General features: G+C 66.0%; 17 protein-coding genes. 13 read left to right on the top strand and 4 right to left on the bottom strand.

Annotated features, from left to right (window positions below; genetic code table 11):
- Window positions 1–4: 4 nt before the first annotated feature.
- The 4 genes from G7Y29_RS05985 to ypfJ form a co-directional block, all read right to left on the bottom strand.
- Window positions 5–670, bottom strand: a complete 666-nt coding sequence (locus G7Y29_RS05985; RefSeq protein WP_165003917.1) for an FMN reductase — start codon at window positions 668–670, stop codon at window positions 5–7.
- Window positions 670–1,803, bottom strand: a complete 1,134-nt coding sequence (locus tag G7Y29_RS05980) for an LLM class flavin-dependent oxidoreductase (RefSeq protein ID WP_165003919.1) — start codon at window positions 1,801–1,803, stop codon at window positions 670–672. Before G7Y29_RS05980 ends, G7Y29_RS05985 begins: the two co-directional genes overlap by 1 nt.
- A gap of 94 nt (window positions 1,804–1,897) precedes the next feature.
- Window positions 1,898–2,611 (bottom strand): CBS domain-containing protein, encoded by a 714-nt coding sequence (locus G7Y29_RS05975; RefSeq protein WP_165003921.1) that lies wholly within the window; start codon window positions 2,609–2,611, stop codon window positions 1,898–1,900.
- A gap of 3 nt (window positions 2,612–2,614) precedes the next feature.
- Complete coding sequence (gene ypfJ / locus G7Y29_RS05970; RefSeq protein ID WP_165003922.1) at window positions 2,615–3,508, bottom strand: KPN_02809 family neutral zinc metallopeptidase; 894 nt, start codon at window positions 3,506–3,508, stop codon at window positions 2,615–2,617.
- A gap of 206 nt (window positions 3,509–3,714) precedes the next feature.
- Between ypfJ and aspS the strand changes: the two genes are divergently transcribed.
- The 13 genes from aspS to G7Y29_RS05905 all read left to right on the top strand — a co-directional run bounded on the left by aspS (window position 3,715) and on the right by G7Y29_RS05905 (window position 18,220).
- Window positions 3,715–5,523 carry an aspartate--tRNA ligase gene (gene aspS, locus G7Y29_RS05965; protein ID WP_165004270.1) on the top strand — a complete coding sequence of 603 codons (1,809 nt, stop codon included), beginning with the start codon at window positions 3,715–3,717 and terminating at the stop codon, window positions 5,521–5,523.
- Between the two features lie 10 nt (window positions 5,524–5,533).
- Window positions 5,534–6,766 carry a phosphotransferase gene (locus tag G7Y29_RS05960; RefSeq protein WP_165003923.1) on the top strand — a complete coding sequence of 411 codons (1,233 nt, stop codon included), beginning with the start codon at window positions 5,534–5,536 and terminating at the stop codon, window positions 6,764–6,766.
- Between the two features lie 10 nt (window positions 6,767–6,776).
- Window positions 6,777–8,126 carry a replication-associated recombination protein A gene (locus G7Y29_RS05955; protein WP_165003924.1) on the top strand — a complete coding sequence of 450 codons (1,350 nt, stop codon included), beginning with the start codon at window positions 6,777–6,779 and terminating at the stop codon, window positions 8,124–8,126.
- Between the two features lie 80 nt (window positions 8,127–8,206).
- Entirely contained in the window at window positions 8,207–10,876 is a 2,670-nt protein-coding gene (gene alaS, locus G7Y29_RS05950; RefSeq protein WP_165003925.1) for an alanine--tRNA ligase, read from the top strand.
- Between the two features lie 94 nt (window positions 10,877–10,970).
- The gene (gene ruvX / locus G7Y29_RS05945) at window positions 10,971–11,465 is read left to right on the top strand and encodes a Holliday junction resolvase RuvX (RefSeq protein ID WP_165003926.1); all 495 of its coding nucleotides are present in this window, start codon (window positions 10,971–10,973) and stop codon (window positions 11,463–11,465) included.
- On the top strand, window positions 11,462–12,610 hold the full coding sequence (gene mltG / locus G7Y29_RS05940; RefSeq protein ID WP_165003927.1) for an endolytic transglycosylase MltG: 1,149 nt from the start codon (window positions 11,462–11,464) through the stop codon (window positions 12,608–12,610). Before ruvX ends, mltG begins: the two co-directional genes overlap by 4 nt.
- A complete protein-coding gene (locus tag G7Y29_RS05935; RefSeq protein WP_165003928.1) occupies window positions 12,610–13,431 on the top strand; it encodes a shikimate dehydrogenase in 822 nt (273 codons plus the stop codon). Before mltG ends, G7Y29_RS05935 begins: the two co-directional genes overlap by 1 nt.
- Window positions 13,432–13,446: 15 nt before the next feature.
- Window positions 13,447–13,851 (top strand): prepilin peptidase, encoded by a 405-nt coding sequence (locus G7Y29_RS05930; protein WP_165003929.1) that lies wholly within the window; start codon window positions 13,447–13,449, stop codon window positions 13,849–13,851.
- Between the two features lie 13 nt (window positions 13,852–13,864).
- Window positions 13,865–15,082: a chorismate synthase gene (aroC, locus tag G7Y29_RS05925; protein ID WP_165003931.1), complete on the top strand. Its 1,218-nt coding sequence runs from the start codon at window positions 13,865–13,867 to the stop codon at window positions 15,080–15,082.
- On the top strand, window positions 15,075–15,632 hold the full coding sequence (locus G7Y29_RS05920) for a shikimate kinase (protein WP_165003932.1): 558 nt from the start codon (window positions 15,075–15,077) through the stop codon (window positions 15,630–15,632). Before aroC ends, G7Y29_RS05920 begins: the two co-directional genes overlap by 8 nt.
- A gap of 17 nt (window positions 15,633–15,649) precedes the next feature.
- Complete coding sequence (aroB, locus tag G7Y29_RS05915; protein WP_165003933.1) at window positions 15,650–16,699, top strand: 3-dehydroquinate synthase; 1,050 nt, start codon at window positions 15,650–15,652, stop codon at window positions 16,697–16,699.
- The gene (gene aroQ, locus G7Y29_RS05910) at window positions 16,696–17,142 is read left to right on the top strand and encodes a type II 3-dehydroquinate dehydratase (protein ID WP_165003934.1); all 447 of its coding nucleotides are present in this window, start codon (window positions 16,696–16,698) and stop codon (window positions 17,140–17,142) included. The genes aroB and aroQ overlap by 4 nt, the downstream gene beginning before the upstream one ends.
- On the top strand, window positions 17,129–18,220 hold the full coding sequence (locus tag G7Y29_RS05905; RefSeq protein WP_165003935.1) for an aminopeptidase P family protein: 1,092 nt from the start codon (window positions 17,129–17,131) through the stop codon (window positions 18,218–18,220). The genes aroQ and G7Y29_RS05905 overlap by 14 nt, the downstream gene beginning before the upstream one ends.
- Window positions 18,221–18,270: the final 50 nt, after the last annotated feature.

Genomic DNA, 18,270 nt, shown 5'->3' with positions numbered 1-18,270 from the left:
CCCCTCAATTGCCAGCATGGCCGCGCAAGAGCTGGGAGAAGGGCACGAAGCCGTCTTCCAGATCCACCCCGGCACTACGTTTACGCACAGGGGTTTCCGCGACCGCACCTGAGAGGCCCTCGACCGAGGCCTCGGTGGACACGATCAACGCGGCGAGCTCAGCGGCGGCGCGACCGGCGCGCCTGGTGAAGTCCGCGCCCTCCGCTCCGCCGAAGTCGTCGGTGGCGGCGAACAGGGCAGTGGGCACGACGACGGCACGCATGTACGTCAGCAGGGGGCGCAAGGCGTACTCGGTCACCAGGGAGTGGCGCGCGGTGCCAGCGGTGGCGGCGATGATGGTGGGCATTGCGTTGAGCGCGTCGGTATCGAGGATGTCGAAGAACATCTTGAACAGGCCGGTGTAGCTGGCTTTGAACACGGGCGTCACAGCCACGAGCCCGTCGGCTTGAGACAGCCGGGTCTTCACCTCGTCGAGCCTTGGTGTGGACATGCCCGTGGACATCTGTTGGGCGAGGTCACCCGTCAGCTCACGCAGCTCGATGGTGGCCACGGCGAGTTTCTCACCTCGTCCGGCCACGGCGGAGGAGACCGCCGAGGAAATGGTGTCGGCCACCTGACGCGTAGTGGAGGGCGTCGACAAGCCTGCGGAAATGACGATGAGGTTCTTCATCAGCTCGCCTCCCCGTCGTTGCCCGGATTGACCTCGAAGTGCGGGTGCTTTACACCGTTGCGCTTGGCGGCGAGCAGCGTGTTAAACGTGGGCGGGTCGGAGGGAACGTGCGCTGGGCGGCGGGCCTCCATGCGGCGGCGCAGCTCCGGCACGACCTCGGTGGCGAGAATCTCGAGCTGGCGCAGCACGACCTCCAGTGGCAGGCCGGCGTGGTCGATGAGGAAGAGCTGGCGCTGGTAGTCGCCGACCCAGTCCGCGAATTGCATCGTGCGCTCGATGACCATCTCCGGGGTGCCGACGGTCAGCGGTGTCAGCTCCGTGAACTCCTCCAGCGACGGGCCGTGGCCATAAACGGGGGCGTTGTCGAAGTAGGGGCGGAATTCCTTCTTCGCCTGCTCTTCCGACTCGGCGATGTAGACCTGGCCACCGAGGCCGACGATCGCCTGGTCCGCGCGGCCGTGGCCGTGCGCCTCGAAGCGGCGGCGGTACAGGTCGACCATCTTGGCCGTGTGCTCCTTGTTCCAGAAGATGTTGTTGTGGAAGAAACCGTCGCCGTAATAGGCGGCCTGTTCGGCGATCTGGGGGGAGCGGATGGAGCCGTGCCACACGAACGGGGCGACGCCCTCGAGCGGGGCCGGGGTGGCGGTGAAACCCTGCAACGGCGTGCGGAATTGCCCCTGCCAGTTGACTACGGGCTCGCGCCACAAACGGCGCAGCAGGTGGTAGTTCTCCACGGCCAGCGGGATGCCCTGGCGGATGTCCTTGCCGAACCACGGGTAAACGGGGCCGGTGTTGCCGCGGCCCATCATGAGGTCCATCCGGCCGTCGACGAGGTTCTGCAGGAAGGAGTAGTCTTCCGCGATACGGACCGGGTCGGTGGTGGTGATCAGCGTGGTGGCCGTCGACAGTTGAATCTGTGTCGTCTGCGCACCGATGTAGGCCAGGTGGGTGGTCGGCGCCGAGGGGACGAAGGGCGGGTTGTGGTGCTGGCCGGTGGCGAAGACGTCCAGGCCGAGCTCGTCAGCCTTGACGGCGATGGCCGTCATGGCGTCGATGCGCTCCTTCTCCGTCGGGGTCGTGCCGTTTGTTGGGTCGGTGGTGACATCACCGATTGTGAATACGCCGAACTGCATTGTGTGAAACCTTTCGGGCCTTGTGTTTAATGCGTTCCTTCCACTGTAGTGGAACAATGGTGACACATCACATATTCCCGCGGCGGTGGGCCGGTCAGATCGCGGCGACCAGTTCCGGAATATTCGACGCCGTGACAACGGCGAGGGGGCGCTGGGAGGGTTTGCCGTGCTCGGTGATGATGGCGAGCCGGGGCAAGGCACCGTCGCCAAGCGGCGTGGTCAGTGCCTCGACCGCACTGGTTGCGCTCGCCTGACGCGGGAGAAACACCGCTTGGTCCTGCGTCTCGGCGTATTGCAACGCCTCACCGACGGTCTTCGCGTCGAGTTTGTCGTCCGCGCCGAGGTCCGCAGACACCCAGCGTGCGATGGCGTTGGTGGTGAGAAGCCCGACGCACTCGCCGCCGTCGTACACGGGAAACTGGGAGATGTCGGTGTCGCGGATCACAGCCAGCGGCTCGTGGATGTCGTCGCCGGGCTCAAAGGTCACAACCTTCTGCGGTCCGACAACGTCCATGGCGAGCGCCGGCGAGAGCAAGGAGTCGCGGATTCTCTCGATCTCGGACACCGTCTCAGGCAGGGGTTCCGCAATGGGACGCAGGTCGCGGTAGGCACCGTGGCTGATCGCGTTGCGCAGCTCCGCGTACTCCTTCAAGTCGTCGACTTGATCGCGGCTGATGTGGCCCTTCTTGGCGGCGAGGTTGGCCATCCAGGTGAACCCGTCGGACTTCTTGGCGTTCAACACGTCTCGAAGGAACGCCTCAATGTCGTTGAATGCGGCGAGGAAAGCCGTGGCGCGGTTGTGCTCCATGGCTTAGGAGTAGGCGTTGCGGTTGAGGTAGTCGCAGGAGCGCATGTGGCCGCCCTGGTAACCGCGGACGAACGCCTCCTCGCGCTGCTGGGATGAACCGTGGGTCCACAGATCGGGGTTGACGTCTCCTCCCGAGCGCTTCTGGATATTGTCATCACCCACGGCGCGTGCGGTCTGAATCGCTGCGGAAAGCTGCTCCTGGGTGATCGGCTCGAGGATCGCATCTTCGCCCTTGTCGGCGTGCGACGCCCACAGACCGGCGTAGCAATCCGCCTGCAACTCGATGGCGACCGCGGCGGAATCCTCGCCCGGGTTGTTGTAGTTGCTCATCCCAAGGGTTCCCTCAAGCTTCTGGATGTGGTGGCCGATCTCGTGGGCGACGACGTACATCTGGGCCAGCGACGCGTCCGAGCCACCGAGCTGCTCCAGCTGGTTGAAAAAGCTCACGTCAAAGTACGCGGTTGTATCTGCAGGGCAGTAGAACGGACCCGTCTGGGCAGAAGCGCGCCCGCACCCGGAGTTCGTGGAGTCCTGGAAAAGGTGCATACCCGGCTGGACGTACTCGATGCCGGCCTCAGCGGGCAGAATGTCCTCCCATACCGCGTCGACGGACACCGCGGTGGCCTCGACGCGGCAGTCGGCGTACTCGTTCGCCGCACCCGGTGAGTTGCAGTGGTCCAGGTTGTAGCTTCCTCCGTCGGAGACCTGGTTTGAGTTGTTCTGCGGCGCGGGGAGCTGGCCGCCGCCTCCACTGCCGCCGAAAAGAAGGAAGAGGCCGATGAGGAGGAGGGTGCCGATTCCTCCGCCGCCAATCATCATGGGTGCACCACCCATGCCGCCGCCGGAACTGGTCGTCGCGCGGTTACCGGTGCGCTGGTAGCTGCTCTTGAAAGTCATGGCGGTGATTTTGCCAAACAATCACAGCGAGTGTGCAGTTGATTCCCCCAATTTCACACCGCGGTGGAGGCCACCCGGACCGGGCGGGGTTGCCGGTCGCGTGTCCGGGTGAAGGAGTAGAGTTAAGGGCCGTTAACTAACCTCCTCGCCCTGGCCCGTTATCGGGCCGTGGCAAGGCCCGTGACAAGAAGGACGTGGAAACAACAGTGCTGCGCACCCACCTCGCCGGAGACCTCCGCAAAGAACTCGATGGCCAGACCGTCACCCTGACTGGCTGGGTCTCGCGCCGCCGGGATCACGGAGGCGTGATCTTCATCGACCTGCGCGACCGCTCGGGGCTTGCCCAGGTTGTGTTCCGTGAGTCCGAGGTGGCGCAGACCGCTCACGACCTGCGCAGCGAGTTCTGTGTCCAGGTCACCGGCGTGGTCGAGCCGCGCCCCGAGGGCTCGGCTAACCCGAACCTCGCCTCCGGCGAGATCGAGGTCAACGCTACTGAGCTCAAGGTGCTGAACAAATCTGCGGCGCTGCCGTTCCAGGTGGAGGACTTTTCCTCCAACGAGGTCGGCGAGGAGACGCGCCTGAAGTACCGTTACCTCGACCTGCGCCGCGAGCGCCAGGCCAACGCGCTGCGCCTGCGTTCCGACGTCAACCGCGCCGCGCGCGCGGTGTTGGACAAGCACGACTTCACCGAGATCGAGACCCCCACTTTGACCCGCTCCACCCCGGAGGGAGCCCGCGACTTCCTCGTGCCGGCCCGTCTGCGCCCGGGTTCCTGGTACGCCCTGCCGCAGTCGCCGCAGCTGTTCAAGCAGCTGCTCATGGTCGCAGGCATGGAGCGATACTTCCAGATCGCCCGCTGCTACCGCGACGAGGACTTCCGCGCTGACCGCCAGCCGGAGTTCACCCAGCTCGACATCGAGGCGAGTTTCGTCGACCAGGACGACATTATTGCCCTGGCCGAGGAGATTCTGGTGGAGCTGTGGAAGCTCATCGGCTACGACATCACCACGCCGATCCCGCGTATGACCCACAAGGACGCGATGGAGAAGTACGGCTCCGACAAGCCGGATCTGCGCTTCGGCATCCAGTTGGTCGACTGCACCGAATATTTCCAGGACACCACCTTCCGCGTGTTCCAGAACGAGTACGTCGGAGCCGTTGTCATGGAAGGCGGTGCCTCCCAGCCGCGGCGCCAGCTCGACGCGTGGCAGGAGTGGGCCAAACAGCGCGGGGCCAAGGGCCTGGCGTACATCCTCGTCCAGGAGGACGGGGAACTCGGTGGCCCGGTGGCCAAGAACATCACTGACGCGGAGAAGGCCGGCATCGCCGACCACGTTGGCGCGAAGCCGGGTGACTGCATCTTCTTCGCCGCCGGTGACACCAAGAGCTCCCGCTCGCTGCTCGGCGCCGCCCGCGGCGAGATCGCCCGCAAGCTCGACCTGATTAAGGACGGCGACTGGGCCTTTACGTGGGTCGTCGACGCGCCGCTGTTCGAGCCGTCCGCCGACGCCACCGCCTCCGGCGACGTCGCACTCGGCCACTCGAAGTGGACCGCTGTGCACCACGCGTTCACCTCCCCGAAGCCGGAGTACATCGACTCCTTCGACGCTGAGCCGGGCGAGGCCCTCGCCTACGCCTACGACATCGTGTGCAACGGCAACGAGATCGGCGGCGGGTCCATCCGTATCCACGAGCGCGACGTGCAGGAACGCGTATTTGGGGTCATGGGCATCACCGAGGAAGAGGCTCAGGAGAAGTTCGGCTTCCTGCTCGAGGCATTCTCTTTCGGCGCACCTCCGCACGGCGGCATCGCCTTCGGCTGGGACCGCATCGTCTCCCTGCTCGGCGGATTCGACTCGATCCGCGACGTCATCGCCTTCCCGAAGTCCGGCGGCGGCGTCGACCCGCTGACAGACGCCCCGGCCCCCATCCCGGCGGCGCAGCGCAAGGAGACCGGTGTGGACTTCAAGCCCAAGAAGGACGCAGGAACCGAAGCCGCAGGTGCGCCCAATTAAGGAGACCCCCATGGAGCGAAGCGACGTCATCACGGCGGCAGAGGCAATCCTCACCCGCCGCTACGGCGGATCGCAGAAGCTTATCGACGCCACCCGGTTGCCCGGGTCAGGATTCGCGGGCGTATATAGGGCAAAGGTGGCCGCGAATCCTTTCCTGCAGCACCGCTCGGTCGTCGTCAAGCACTCTCCGTTAACCGGGGACCCGGTCGAAGACGCCGCCTACCTGCGCGAAGTGGGTGCGTACCAGTTCACCACGTCGCTGAGCGAGGACGTCCGGCCCGGGCCTGTGCTGCTCGGTTACGACGTGGACCAGCGCATCGTCATCATTACCGACTCTGGGGACGGGGACACCCTTGAGTCGCTGCTCACAGATTCCGACCCGGAGAAGCGAGTGAACGTCCTGCGTACCCTCGGGGCGGCGCTCGGCAGGATGCATGCCGGCACCGCAGGCAAGGAAGCAGCCTTCAACGTGCTGTTTTCGCGACTGACGAAGATTCACACGGGCACGGCGGGCGTGCAGAATCTGCGCGACCGCATCCTCTTGCACCGAATCCGCGTCGGGCTCGAGATGGTGGAGCAGTCCGGTCTTGAGATCCCGAACGAGGTCCGCGTAACTGCCGGAAACATGAGCTCGCGGCTTCTCACGGGTGGAAACCGCGCGTTCACGCCGTTCGACCTGGCACCGGACAACGTCATCTACTCGAACTCGGTCCACTTCCTCGACTACGAGTGGGCGGGTTTCCGCGATGTCACTTTCGACCTCGCCTTCGTCATCGCCGGGTTCCCCAACTACATCTCCACGCTGCCGATCAGCGATGACGAGGTGCAGGTGTTCGTGGACACGTGGGTTCGCGAAGTCGGTGGGATCTGGCCCGAGGTCTTGCACGAGGACACGCTTCAAGCCCGGATCACCGCCGCGCTCGTCGCTTGGGCGCTGTCGAGTGTCTCGGTGCTCAACGTCAATGCGCTCGGCGACGTGTGGGACCATGACGAGACCATCGCCGCCGACTTCGCGGCGGCGGGTGTCGAGGTCGGTTCGGCAATGCACCTTGAGGAGTTCGAGGTCAGCGGCGACTTGCTGCGCCCCGCCACAGAGGGCCCCTTCACCCATGACGAGAAGCTCGTCCGGCGCGACCTGTACGAGACGTTCGAGGCGCTGGGACGCTACGCGGGAACCGGGCGCGACACGGCGTACCTGGTGATCTCCGAATTCGCCCGCAGCGTCGCCCGCCGGCTGAGCTAGGACCGGCCTAATGCAGGAGGGTTTGTTCGGAAACGAGCAGGCGGCGAGCTCGGCAGGCAGCCGCGGCTCCAGTCTGTTCGAGGTCGGGGAGTCGGCTCCGCTGGCCGCGCGGATGCGTCCGCGCACCCTCGACGAGGTCGTGGGGCAGGAGCACGTCCTCGGGAAGGGCAAGCCGCTGCGCCGCCTCGTTGAGGGATCCGGCGCGGCATCCGTTATCCTCTACGGCCCGCCCGGCACCGGGAAAACCACGGTCGCTTCACTGATCGCGTCGACGATGGGCCAGAATTTCGTCGGCCTTTCCGCCCTTTCTTCCGGCGTCAAAGAGGTCCGTGAAGTCATCGCCCATGCCCGCCGCGACCTGGCGCGGGGGGAGAAGACGGTGCTGTTCATTGACGAGGTTCACCGGTTTTCCAAGACGCAACAGGACGCGCTGCTGGCCGCGGTGGAAAACCGGACCGTGCTCCTGGTTGCCGCAACGACGGAGAACCCGTCGTTTAGCGTCGTGGCTCCACTGCTGTCGCGTTCCCTCCTGCTTCAGCTGCACTCGCTCGAGCCCTCCGACATCGGGCGCGTACTCGACCGCGCGATGGAGGAAGACCGCGGTGTCGGCGGGGCGAAGGCGCTCGACAGCGCGGCCCGGGAGCAGCTAGTGCTACTGGCTGGCGGCGACGCCCGGCGCGCGCTGACCTACCTCGAGGCTGCGGCGGAGGCGGTCGGCGAGGGCGAAACCATCACGGTTGAGGTGGTCCGCGACAGCGTCAACCGTGCCGTGGTGCGCTACGACCGCGACGGCGACCAGCACTACGACGTGGTCTCCGCGTTCATCAAATCCATCCGAGGTTCCGATGTCGACGCCGCGCTGCACTACCTCGCGCGGATGATCGAGGCAGGGGAGGACCCCCGGTTCATCGCCCGCCGGCTGGTCATCCACGCTTCCGAAGATATCGGCATGGCCGACCCGACCGCGCTGCAGACTGCCTCCGCTGCCGCGCAGGCAGTGCAGTTCATTGGCATGCCCGAGGGCCGTCTCGCGCTGGCGCAGGCGACGGTGCACCTCGCCACTGCGCCGAAAAGCAACGCTGTCTACACCGCTATCAACCGGGCGCAGGCCGATGTCGCCGAGGGCAAGGCCGGGCCCGTACCGCCGCATCTGCGCGACGGCCATTACAAGAACGCCGAGGCGATGGGTAATGCCGTGGGTTACGAGTACCCGCACGACTACCCGCGCGGCGTGGTGGAGCAACGCTACATTCCCGAAGGCCTCGACGACGCCGTGTACTACGAACCGTCCGAGCACGGCGCCGAGAATCGGATCAAGGAATATCTCGGGCGGTTGCGCCGCATGGTGCGCGGTAAGTGAACGGCGACAACGGGTGCCAGCGGGGACGCGGGTAAAGTGGTTCGCGATTTACGTCACCCCAGAATGTAAGGACATCGCACGTGCAGACTCATGAGATCCGAGAGCGCTTCACCCAGCACTTTGCCAACGCAGGGCACACGCCGGTGCCGAGCGCGTCGCTGATCTTGGACGACCCGACGCTGCTGTTCGTCAATGCGGGCATGGTGCCGTTCAAGCCCTACTTCCTGGGCCAGCAGACCCCGCCGTTCGAGAGCGGAACCGCCACGTCGATCCAGAAGTGTGTGCGCACTCTCGACATCGAGGAGGTGGGTATCACCACCCGCCACAACACGTTCTTCCAGATGGCGGGCAACTTCTCGTTCGGCCAGTACTTCAAGGAGGGAGCGATCACCCACGCGTGGTCGCTGCTGACTGACCCCGCGGAGCAGGGCGGGTACGGCCTTGACCCGGAGCGCCTGTGGGTCACCGTCTACCTCGACGACGACGAGGCGGCTGACATCTGGGAGAAGAAGATCGGCGTGCCCGCCGAGCGCATCCAGCGCATGGGAATGGAGGACAATTTCTGGTCCATGGGAGTGCCCGGGCCCTGCGGCCCGTGTTCCGAAATTTACTACGACCGCGGCCCCGAGCATGGAAAAGAAGGTGGCCCGATCGCCGACGACACGCGCTACCTGGAGATCTGGAACCTGGTGTTCATGGAGTCCATCCGCGGCGCGGGCGATAAGAAGGGCGGTTTCGAAATCATTGGCGAGCTGCCGAAGAAGAACATCGATACCGGCATGGGTGTGGAACGCGTCGCGTGCATCCTGCAAGGTGTGGACAATGTGTACGAAACGGACCTGCTGCGGCCCGTCATCGACGCGGCCGTCGACCTCACCGGCGGCGCCTACAACACGGGCAACACGCTTGACGACGTCCGGTTCCGCGTGATCGCCGACCACTCGCGCACCGCCATGATGGTCATCCTCGACGGCGTGACCCCGTCGAACGAGGGGCGCGGCTACATCCTGCGCCGCCTGCTGCGCCGTATCGTGCGCTCCGCCCGCCTGCTGGGTGCGACCGGCCACGTGCTGGAGACGTTCATGAACACGATCACGGACACCATGACCCCGTCCTTCCCGGAGATTGCGGAGAACCGCGAGCGAATTCTGCGCGTCGCCACCGCCGAGGAGAGGGCCTTCATGAAGACCCTGGAATCCGGAACCCACCGCTTCGAAGAGGCCGCGGCGTCCATCAAGTCCTCCGGTGCCGCTACTCTGCCGGGCGCTCAGGCCTTCGAGCTGCACGACACGTACGGCTTCCCCATCGACCTCACCCTCGAAATGGCGCGAGAGGCCGGCCTCGAGGTGGACATGGACGCCTTCAACACCGAGATGGCCGCCCAACGCCAGCGCGCCAAGGCGGACAACAAGGCGAAGAAGCAGGGCAACGTCGATGAGTCGCTCTACCGTGAGTGGGTCGACTCCGCCCCCACAGAGTTCGTCGGCTTTAGCGAACTGACCCATGACGGTACCGTCATCGGCCTCGTGCGCGAGGGCGAGAAGGTAGGCGAGGTGTCCCAGGGCGATGAGGTAGAGGTCATCCTCGACGTCACGCCGATGTACGCCGAAGCGGGCGGCCAGATGGGCGACCGCGGGCGCATCGTCGTGGGCGACACGGTGCTCAACGTCAACGACGTGCAGAAGATAGGCAAGAAACTGTGGGTGCACAAGGCCACCGTGCAGAACGGCGGGCTCGATGTGGGACAAGCCGTCACCACCGAGGTCGACGGTGCATGGCGGCACGGCGCACGCCAGGCACACACCGCAACACACCTCATTCACGCCGCGCTGCGCCAGGTGCTCGGCCCGACGGCAGTCCAGGCTGGCTCGCTGAACAAGCCCGGTTACCTGCGCTTCGACTTCAACTACACCGAGCAGCTCAGCGAGGAGCAGCTGCGTGAGATCACCACTATCACCAACCAGGCAGTCGACGCCGATTTCGCCGTCAACACCATCGAGACCTCCCTGAAGGAGGCGAAGGCGATGGGCGCCATGGCGCTGTTCGGTGAAAACTACGGTGACAGCGTCCGCGTTGTGGAGATCGGCGGCCCGTTCTCGATCGAGCTGTGCGGCGGCACCCATGTGGCCCACTCCTCGCAGATTGGCCCGGTCGCCGTGCTGGGCGAGTCCTCCGTCGGGTCCGGTGCCCGCCGCATCGAGGCATATTCGGGATTGGAGTCCTTCCGTTACTTCTCACGCGAAGCCGCCCTCGCCTCCGGTCTGGCCGCCGAGTTGAAGACCCCGACTGAGCAGCTGCCTGACCGGATCGCCCAGCTCACCGAGCGCCTCCGCGCCGCCGAGAAAGAGATCGAGGCACTGCACCGCCAGCAGCTGGTCAGCCAGACGGCGGACTACGTGGCCAAGGCGGAGCGCGTCGGCTCGTTCACCCTCGTGGCGCTGCAGCTGCCCGACGGCATCGGCGCGGGAGACCTGCGCACCGTGGCCGCGGACGTGCGCGAGCGCCTCGGCGCCGAACCGGGTGTGGTCGTGCTGGCCTCAACGGACGGCGGCAAGGTCCCCTTCGCTGCAGCGGCGACGAAAGCGGCTGTCGACGCGGGTGTGAAGTCCGGCGACCTAGTCAAGCTCATCGGCGGATACGTCGCCGGCAAGGGTGGCGGAAAGCCTGATCTCGCGCAGGGCTCAGGCTCGGACGTGCAAGGGATCACCGCCGCGTTGGGTGCGGTGCGCGACGAGTTGGCCCAGCGGTAGTTACCCGCAGTTCGTTTCCCGTACCGTAAGATAACGAACCGGACACAAAGTGGGTCCGAGGCAAGACTGTAGAAGCCCGAGCGAGGACTGACGTATGAAGGTGCACCCCGACACACCTGGTGTGGACGACCCCGGCGAGGGGCGCCGCATCGGGCTCGATGTCGGAACGGTGCGCATCGGCGTCGCAGCCTCCGACCGGGAGGCGCGTCTTGCCATGCCTGTGGAAACCGTCGACCGGGTGACCGGTTTCAAGGACCGCGACGGCGCGGACATCGAGCGCATCCTCGCCCTCATCGGGGAGTACGACGCCGTCGAAGTTGTCGTCGGTCTGCCGCGGGATCTGAAGGGCAACGGATCCGCAAGTGTGAAACACGCCAAGGAGATCGCATTCCGGATCCGGCGGCGCAGTGACGTCGCTGTCAGGATGGGGGATGAGCGGCTGACCACCGTCGCCGCCACCCATGCTCTCCGTTCCTCCGGTGTCAGCGAAAAGGCGGGTCGCCGACTCATCGACCAAGCCGCCGCGGTGGAAATTCTTCAATCGTGGCTCGATGGCCGACTCACCAAACTCAAGGAGACTCAGCAGTGAATTCTCGACAGCTTTCCGGGCAGCGCACCCGCGGCACCGCCGTCGTCGTCGTTTCCATCCTGCTTATCGTGGGCCTCATCGCGTGGATTGCGCTCTCGCGCAACTCTGGCGGGGGAGACTTCCGCGGCGCTGGTACCGGAGAGGAGCAGGTGGTCGAGATCGCCGAGGGCTCCAGCGTCTCCGCCCTGGGCCCCCAGCTGGAGGAGAAGGGCATTGTGAAATCCAACTCCGCCTTCCAGTCCGCGGCGATGGCCAACCCCGACTCCCACAGCATCCAGCCCGGTTTCTACCGCCTCCAGTCCGGGATGAGCGCTGACGCGGCCGTCGCCGCGCTGCTTGACCCGGCCAACCGCATCATCCCGCTCCAAGTCCACGGTGGCGCCACCCTGATGGACGTCAACGTCGTCGGCGGCCAGACCCGCCAGGGCATTTACTCGCAGATTCAGCAGGTGTCGTGCGGGGATAAACCGACGCAGGACTGTGTGACCGCGGAAAAGCTTCACGACGTCGCCGCGAACGCCGACCCAGCCCAGCTCGGCGTCCCCGAGTGGGCGGTGGAGACCGTAGCGGCCCGCGCGGGCGACCCGAAGCGGCTCGAGGGGCTCATTGCACCGGGCGAGTACACCGTGGACCCGGGTGCGGACGCGGATGCGATCCTCTCCGACCTCATCACCCGCTCCGCCAGCCAGTACGAGGCGACTGACATCGTCGCCCGCGCGCAAGCCGTCGGCCTGACGCCGTACGAGCTGCTCGTCGCGGCGTCGCTGGTCGAGCGCGAGGCCCCGGCAGGGGAGTTCGACAAGGTCGCGCGCGTGATCCTCAACCGCCTCAAGACCCCGATGCGTCTCGAGTTCGACTCCACCGTCAACTACGACCTGCCCACCGTCGAGGTGGCGACGGGCGACACCGCCCGCCAGCGCGTGACCCCGTGGAACACCTACGCCATGGACGGCCTGCCGGAGACGCCGATTGCGTCGCCGTCGATGGAGGCCATCACCGCGATGGAGAACCCGGCGGAGGGCAACTGGCTGTTCTTCGTCACGGTCGACAAGGACGGCACGACGGTGTTCAACGACACCTTCGAGCAGCACCTCGAAGATACCCAGCGCGCCTACGAGTCCGGCGTCTTGGACTCCCAACGCTAATGCAGGTCACGCACCGCGCCGCTGTCCTGGGCTCACCCATTGAGCACTCCCTGTCACCGGTGCTGCACAACGCGGGTTACGCCGCGGCTGGCCTCAGCGGCTGGCAGTACTCCCGGATCGAGTGCACGGCAGACCAGCTGCCGGGGGTCGTGGCCGGCTCGGATGGATCCTTCCGCGGATTCTCCGTGACCATGCCGGCAAAATTCGCCGCCCTCGAGTTCGCCACCGAGGTCAGCGAACGCGCAGCGGCGATTGGTTCCGCGAACACACTGACACGGATCGACGGTGGGTGGCGCGCGGACAACACCGACTGCGAGGGCATTACAGGGGCACTGGACGCCTTGCTGGGCGGGGTCCCTGTGTCGTCGGCCCTTGTCATCGGTGCCGGGGGTACTGCCCGGCCAGCGCTGTGGGCGTTGGGGGAGCGGGGCGTCGACAAGCTCACTGTGCTCAACCGCAGCGACCGCTCCGCCGAGGTCGCGCCGCTGGTGCGCGGTGCCGACCTGGATTTCGCCACCTTCGACGCGGATATCGAGGCGCTGGCGGTGGAGGCGGACGTGATCGTCTCCACCGTTCCCGCCCGCGCATTGGATGAGCACGCTGGCGCGCTAGCCCACGCGCCCGTGCTCGACGTCATCTACGACCCGTGGCCGACACCCTTGGCGACTGCGGCGGCTTCCAACGGGTACACGTCAGTGGGCGGCCTAGTCATGCTCGCCGAGCAATCTTTCTCTCAGTTCGAGCAGTTCACCGGTGTCGCTGCCCCCCGCGATGCGATGCGCGCGGCGCTCGTGGAGCACCGCCAGCGTCAGACTGGGTGACGTAGACTCCCCGGCATGTTGATCGGGGGGTTGGCGGCGCTAGGGTGGAGCGCCGCTCTGGTGTACTACGACGTGACGCGGCTGCGCCTGCCGGACTGGCTCACGTTGCCCGCGGTATGCCTCGCCTCCGCCGCGATTCTGGCGTGGCCGGTTGGCCTGTGGGGTTTGGCGTGGCCTGCCGCCTACCTCGCGTCGGGCAAGGGTGTCGGCGGGGGAGACGTCAAGCTGGCGCTTCCCCTCGGGGTGGTGTGCGCGGCGGTCGGCGGAGCCGGCGCCGTGGTGGCGGTCGTCCTGCTGTCCAGCCTGTTCACCCTGCTCGGCGCGCTTGTCACCCGCCGCGCAGTCCTCGCGCACGGGCCGTCGATGCTCGTGGCGGCCTGGCTCGTCGCACTCTATGGGTTATGCGGGCCTGACCTGTGAGACAATGTTGCGCATGCTTCGTTGGACTACCGCTGGGGAATCGCACGGCCAGGCGCTCATCGCCATGATTGAGAACATGCCGGCCGGTGTTCCCGTCAACAAAGACGACATCGCGCACCAGCTGGCGCGCCGCCGGCTCGGTTACGGCCGCGGTGCGCGGATGAAGTTTGAGGCCGACGAACTTACCCTGCTGAGCGGCATCGTCCACGGTGCGACCATCGGCAGCCCCATTGCCATCCAGATCGGCAACACGGAGTGGCCGAAGTGGACCACCATCATGTCCCCGGAGCCCGTGGATATGGAGGACCCCGAGGTGGCCAAGGCCATGAGTTCCGGACGAGGCGCCGAGCTGACCCGTCCGCGGCCGGGCCACGCGGACTTCGCGGGCATGGTCAAGTACGGGCACCTTCACGCCCGTCCCATCTTGGAGCGTTCCTCGGCGCGCGAGACGGCCGCCCGCGTCGCGGCCGGAGCCGTCGCGCGCGCTTTTCTGCGCGAGGCCCTCGGTGTGGAGGTCGTCTCCCACGTCATCTCCATCGGTGAATCCGCTCCCTACCACGGTGCCGCGCCCACGCCTGCCGACATGGGGGCCGTCGACGCTTCCCCGGTGCGGGCGTTCGACACGGCCGCGGAGGAGGACATGATCTCCCGCATCGAGGCGGCGAAGAAAGACGGTGACACCCTCGGCGGCATCGTCGAGGTCGCAGTCGACGGCCTGCCCATCGGCCTCGGCTCCCACATCTCGGGCGACGCGCGTCTCGACGCCCAGCTGGCCGCGGCCGTGATGGGGATCCAGTCCGTCAAGGGGGTGGAGATCGGCGACGGCTTCGAGGAGGCGCGCCGCCGGGGTTCGGCAGCTCACGACGAGATGGTGCGGGACGGCGCCGGGGTCCATCGCCTGACTAACCGCGCCGGCGGTCTCGAGGGGGGCATGACAAACGGCGAGCAGCTGCGCGTGCGCGCCGCCTTCAAGCCGATCTCGACTGTCCCGCGCGCGCTGCGCACGGTGGACATGGCAACCGGGGAGGCAGCGACCGGCATCCACCAGCGCTCGGACGTGTGTGCCGTGCCCGCCGGCGGCGTCGTCGCCGAGGCGATGGTGGCTCTTGTCCTCGCCCGCGCTGTGGCCGAGAAGTTCGGCGGCGACAGTCTTCGAGAGGTCGAGCGCAACATTATCTCCTACAATGACTATGTTTCACAGCGTTTGAGTTTCGGAGGTCAGGATGATTGAGCCACTCAGCACCGGCGCCGACGTGGTGACTCCCGTGGTGCATTCTCGCCCACGCGTCGTCCTCGTCGGCCCGCCAGGTGCGGGCAAGACGACCATTGGTCGTCGTTTAGCGAGCGCGCTGAATCTGCCCCTCGTCGATTCGGACGAACTCATTGAACAGGGTGAAGGCAAGGCGTGCGGCGACGTGTTCGTCGAGAACGGCGAGAAGCGCTTCCGCGAAATCGAGGCGACCTACGTGGCCCGCGCGCTAGCCACCGGCGGCGTGGTCAGCCTTGGCGGGGGAGCGGTGCTTAACGACGCCACCCGCACGCTCCTGCAAGCCCACACCGTTGTCTGGATCGACGTGAGCGCGGAGGAGGGTATCAGGCGCACGGCGAACGAAACGTCACGTCCGGTCCTCAGCTCCGCTGATCCCGCCCAGCACTACCGCGACCTCCTCGCCTCCCGCGAACACCTGTACCGCGAGGTGTCGGATTACCGGGTGCGCACAGACGAGCGGCCGCCGCAGCGAGTGGTGGCAGAGGTACTGGGAATCATCGATTCCCAGTAGAGGAAAGGAATAAAGGCATGACAGTCGTCAAGGTCAACGGGCCATCGCCGTATAAGGTTCACATCGGGCACAGCAACCTGGACGAAGTGTCGCAACGCGTCGCGGACATCGGGGCGCGGAAAGTTCTCATCGTGCACCAGGTGCCGCTGGCGGCGGTGGCCCGCGAAATTTGCAGCAACCTCGCCTCCAGCCATGTCGAGTGCATCCTCGCTCCCGTGCCCGACGCAGAGGGTGGAAAGTCCCTCGACGTCGCTGCCGGATTGTGGGCTCTGCTCGGTGAAAAGCGTTTCGGCCGCCAGGACGTGATTGTCGGGGTTGGCGGAGGTGCCGCGACTGACCTGGCTGGTTTCGTGGCCGCGACGTGGATGCGCGGCATCAAGGTGATCCAGGTGCCGACCTCGTTACTGGGCATGGTGGACGCGGCTGTCGGGGGTAAGACCGGAATCAACACCGCGGCCGGCAAGAACCTCGTCGGCAGTTTCCACGTGCCGGACTCTGTGTTTATCGACTTGGAGCGCTTGGTCACCCTCCCCGAAGAGGAGCTGATCTCTGGTTCGGCGGAGCTGATCAAGACCGGTTTCATCGCGGACCCGCGGATCCTCGAGCTCTACCTTGACAACCCCCAGGCGCATTACGCCGAGCTGGTGGAGCGCTCCGTCGCCGTCAAGGCTTCTGTGGTGGGCCAGGATCTCAAGGAGTCGGGCCTGCGCGAGATGCTCAACTACGGCCACACCCTCGGCCACGCAATCGAACTGCGGGAGAACTACGCCTGGCGACACGGCAACGCCGTCGCCGTGGGCATGATGTTCGTCGCGCACCTCGCACGCAACCGCGGGCTGATTGGCGATGACATCGTCGACATGCACAAACAGATCATGGACGGGATCTGCTTGCCCACAACCTACGACGCCGACGCGTTCGACGAACTCTACGAGGCCATGACCCGCGACAAAAAGAACCGTGACGGGCGCGTGCGCTTCGTCGTGCTCGACGGTCTCGGATCCTGCACGAGAATTGAGGATGCGACCGTGGACGAGATGCGCGAGGCGTACGCTGCAATCTCATGAAGGTTCTAGTACTTAATGGCCCGAACCTCAATCGACTGGGCAAGAGGCAGCCGGATGTTTACGGATCGGAGACGCTCGCGGACGTCGAGAAGCGGCTGGGTGTGAAGGCCGGAGAACTCGGCGTGGATCTCGAGTGCCGCCAGTCCAATCACGAGGGTGAATTGATTGGCTGGGTGCACGAGGCGGCCGACGCCCGCTGGCCCGTTGTGATCAACCCCGGCGGGTTCACCCACACCTCGGTCGCGTTGCGTGATGCGCTGGCTGAGGTTGCCGACGGCGCGGGTTTTATCGAGGTCCACATTTCCAACGTCCACGCCCGCGAGGAGTTCCGCCGCCACTCGTACCTGTCGCCGATTGCCGCCGGTGTGATCGCTGGCCTCGGGACGACGGGGTACGACCTCGCGCTCGACTATTTCGCCAGGAGGAACCATGCCGCTTGTTGATACCCGTTTCGCCACCCGCCGCCGCAAGCTGGCGAGCATGCTCGCGGCGCAGCGTGTCGACGAGATGTTGGTGACCAACCTAATCCACGTCCGCTACCTGTCCGGTTTCAGCGGCTCGAATGCAGCGCTTAAAGTGGCCAAGGACCTCACCGCGTCGATATCCACTGATGGCCGCTACACCACCCAAATTGCCGCCGAGGTCCCTGACATCGAGGCCGTGATCGAGCGGCAGTGCGCCGAAGCCCTGCTCTCCTCCGTCGCGGAAGGCCGCCGGGTCGGCTTCGAGGCGGATTACGTCTCTGTCGCTGCCCTGGAGCGATTGAAGAAAGCCTGTCCGGAGGGTGTCACACTTGTGCCGGTAACGGGCGTGCTGGAGGAGATCCGGCTGACCAAGGACCCACTCGAGCTGCAGCGCCTCACCGAGGCCGCGGAGCTCGCCGCGCAGGCCCTGAGCGGCCTCGTTGCAAGCGGGGAGTTGGCGGCCGGCCGTACCGAGCGCGACGTCGCGGCGGACTTGGAGTACCGCATGCGCGTCCTTGGCGCGGAGCGCCCGAGCTTCGACACCATCGTCGCCTCTGGGCCGAATTCAGCCATGCCCCACTACAACGCCGGCGACCGCACGCTTGTCGACGGCGACCTGGTCACCATTGACTTCGGAATGCACCGACTCGGCTTCAACTCGGATATGACGCGCACTTTCGTCATCGGCCACGCCACCGACTTCGCCGCCGAAATTTACGATGTGGTCCTGCGTGCCCAGCTCGCCGGGGTCGCCGCGGCCACCCCGGGCACGAAGCTTGCCGACGTCGACCGGGCCGCGCGCGACGTCATCGTCGAAGCCGGCTACGGGGACTATTTCGTGCATTCCACGGGTCACGGAATCGGTCTCGAGGTTCACGAGGCGCCTGCCGCTGCGCGCACGGGAACCGGTGTTCTCAAGGAAAACATGCTGCTGACCATCGAGCCCGGGGTTTACGTTCCGGGCAAGGGCGGGGTGCGTATCGAAGACACGCTGATCATCACGTCGGGTGCCCCGAAGATCATCACGGAGTGGGACAAGCAGCTCACCGTGATTTAGCGATTTGCCCGGTGGTGTAGCATTGTCGTGTTTGCATACCATCCTCTAGC

Source organism: Corynebacterium qintianiae, from assembly GCF_011038645.2.
Classification (GTDB): Bacteria; Actinomycetota; Actinomycetes; order Mycobacteriales; family Mycobacteriaceae; genus Corynebacterium; species Corynebacterium qintianiae.
Note: the sequence above shows the minus strand (reverse complement) of the source record. Positions and strands in the feature narration are given on the sequence as shown.

Excerpts from the sequence above, each read along its gene's own strand:
- G7Y29_RS05985 (WP_165003917.1), bottom strand. The coding sequence starts at position 670 with ATGAAGAACCTCATCGTCATTTCCGCAGGCTTGTCGACGCCCTCCACT.
- G7Y29_RS05980 (WP_165003919.1), bottom strand. The coding sequence starts at position 1,803 with ATGCAGTTCGGCGTATTCACAATCGGTGATGTCACCACCGACCCAACA.
- G7Y29_RS05975 (WP_165003921.1), bottom strand. The coding sequence starts at position 2,611 with ATGGAGCACAACCGCGCCACGGCTTTCCTCGCCGCATTCAACGACATT.
- ypfJ (WP_165003922.1), bottom strand. The coding sequence starts at position 3,508 with ATGACTTTCAAGAGCAGCTACCAGCGCACCGGTAACCGCGCGACGACC.
- G7Y29_RS05960 (WP_165003923.1), top strand. The coding sequence starts at position 5,534 with ATGGAGCGAAGCGACGTCATCACGGCGGCAGAGGCAATCCTCACCCGC.
- G7Y29_RS05955 (WP_165003924.1), top strand. The coding sequence starts at position 6,777 with ATGCAGGAGGGTTTGTTCGGAAACGAGCAGGCGGCGAGCTCGGCAGGC.
- ruvX (WP_165003926.1), top strand. The coding sequence starts at position 10,971 with ATGAAGGTGCACCCCGACACACCTGGTGTGGACGACCCCGGCGAGGGG.
- G7Y29_RS05935 (WP_165003928.1), top strand. The coding sequence starts at position 12,610 with ATGCAGGTCACGCACCGCGCCGCTGTCCTGGGCTCACCCATTGAGCAC.
- G7Y29_RS05930 (WP_165003929.1), top strand. The coding sequence starts at position 13,447 with ATGTTGATCGGGGGGTTGGCGGCGCTAGGGTGGAGCGCCGCTCTGGTG.
- aroC (WP_165003931.1), top strand. The coding sequence starts at position 13,865 with ATGCTTCGTTGGACTACCGCTGGGGAATCGCACGGCCAGGCGCTCATC.
- G7Y29_RS05920 (WP_165003932.1), top strand. The coding sequence starts at position 15,075 with ATGATTGAGCCACTCAGCACCGGCGCCGACGTGGTGACTCCCGTGGTG.
- aroB (WP_165003933.1), top strand. The coding sequence starts at position 15,650 with ATGACAGTCGTCAAGGTCAACGGGCCATCGCCGTATAAGGTTCACATC.
- aroQ (WP_165003934.1), top strand. The coding sequence starts at position 16,696 with ATGAAGGTTCTAGTACTTAATGGCCCGAACCTCAATCGACTGGGCAAG.
- G7Y29_RS05905 (WP_165003935.1), top strand. The coding sequence starts at position 17,129 with ATGCCGCTTGTTGATACCCGTTTCGCCACCCGCCGCCGCAAGCTGGCG.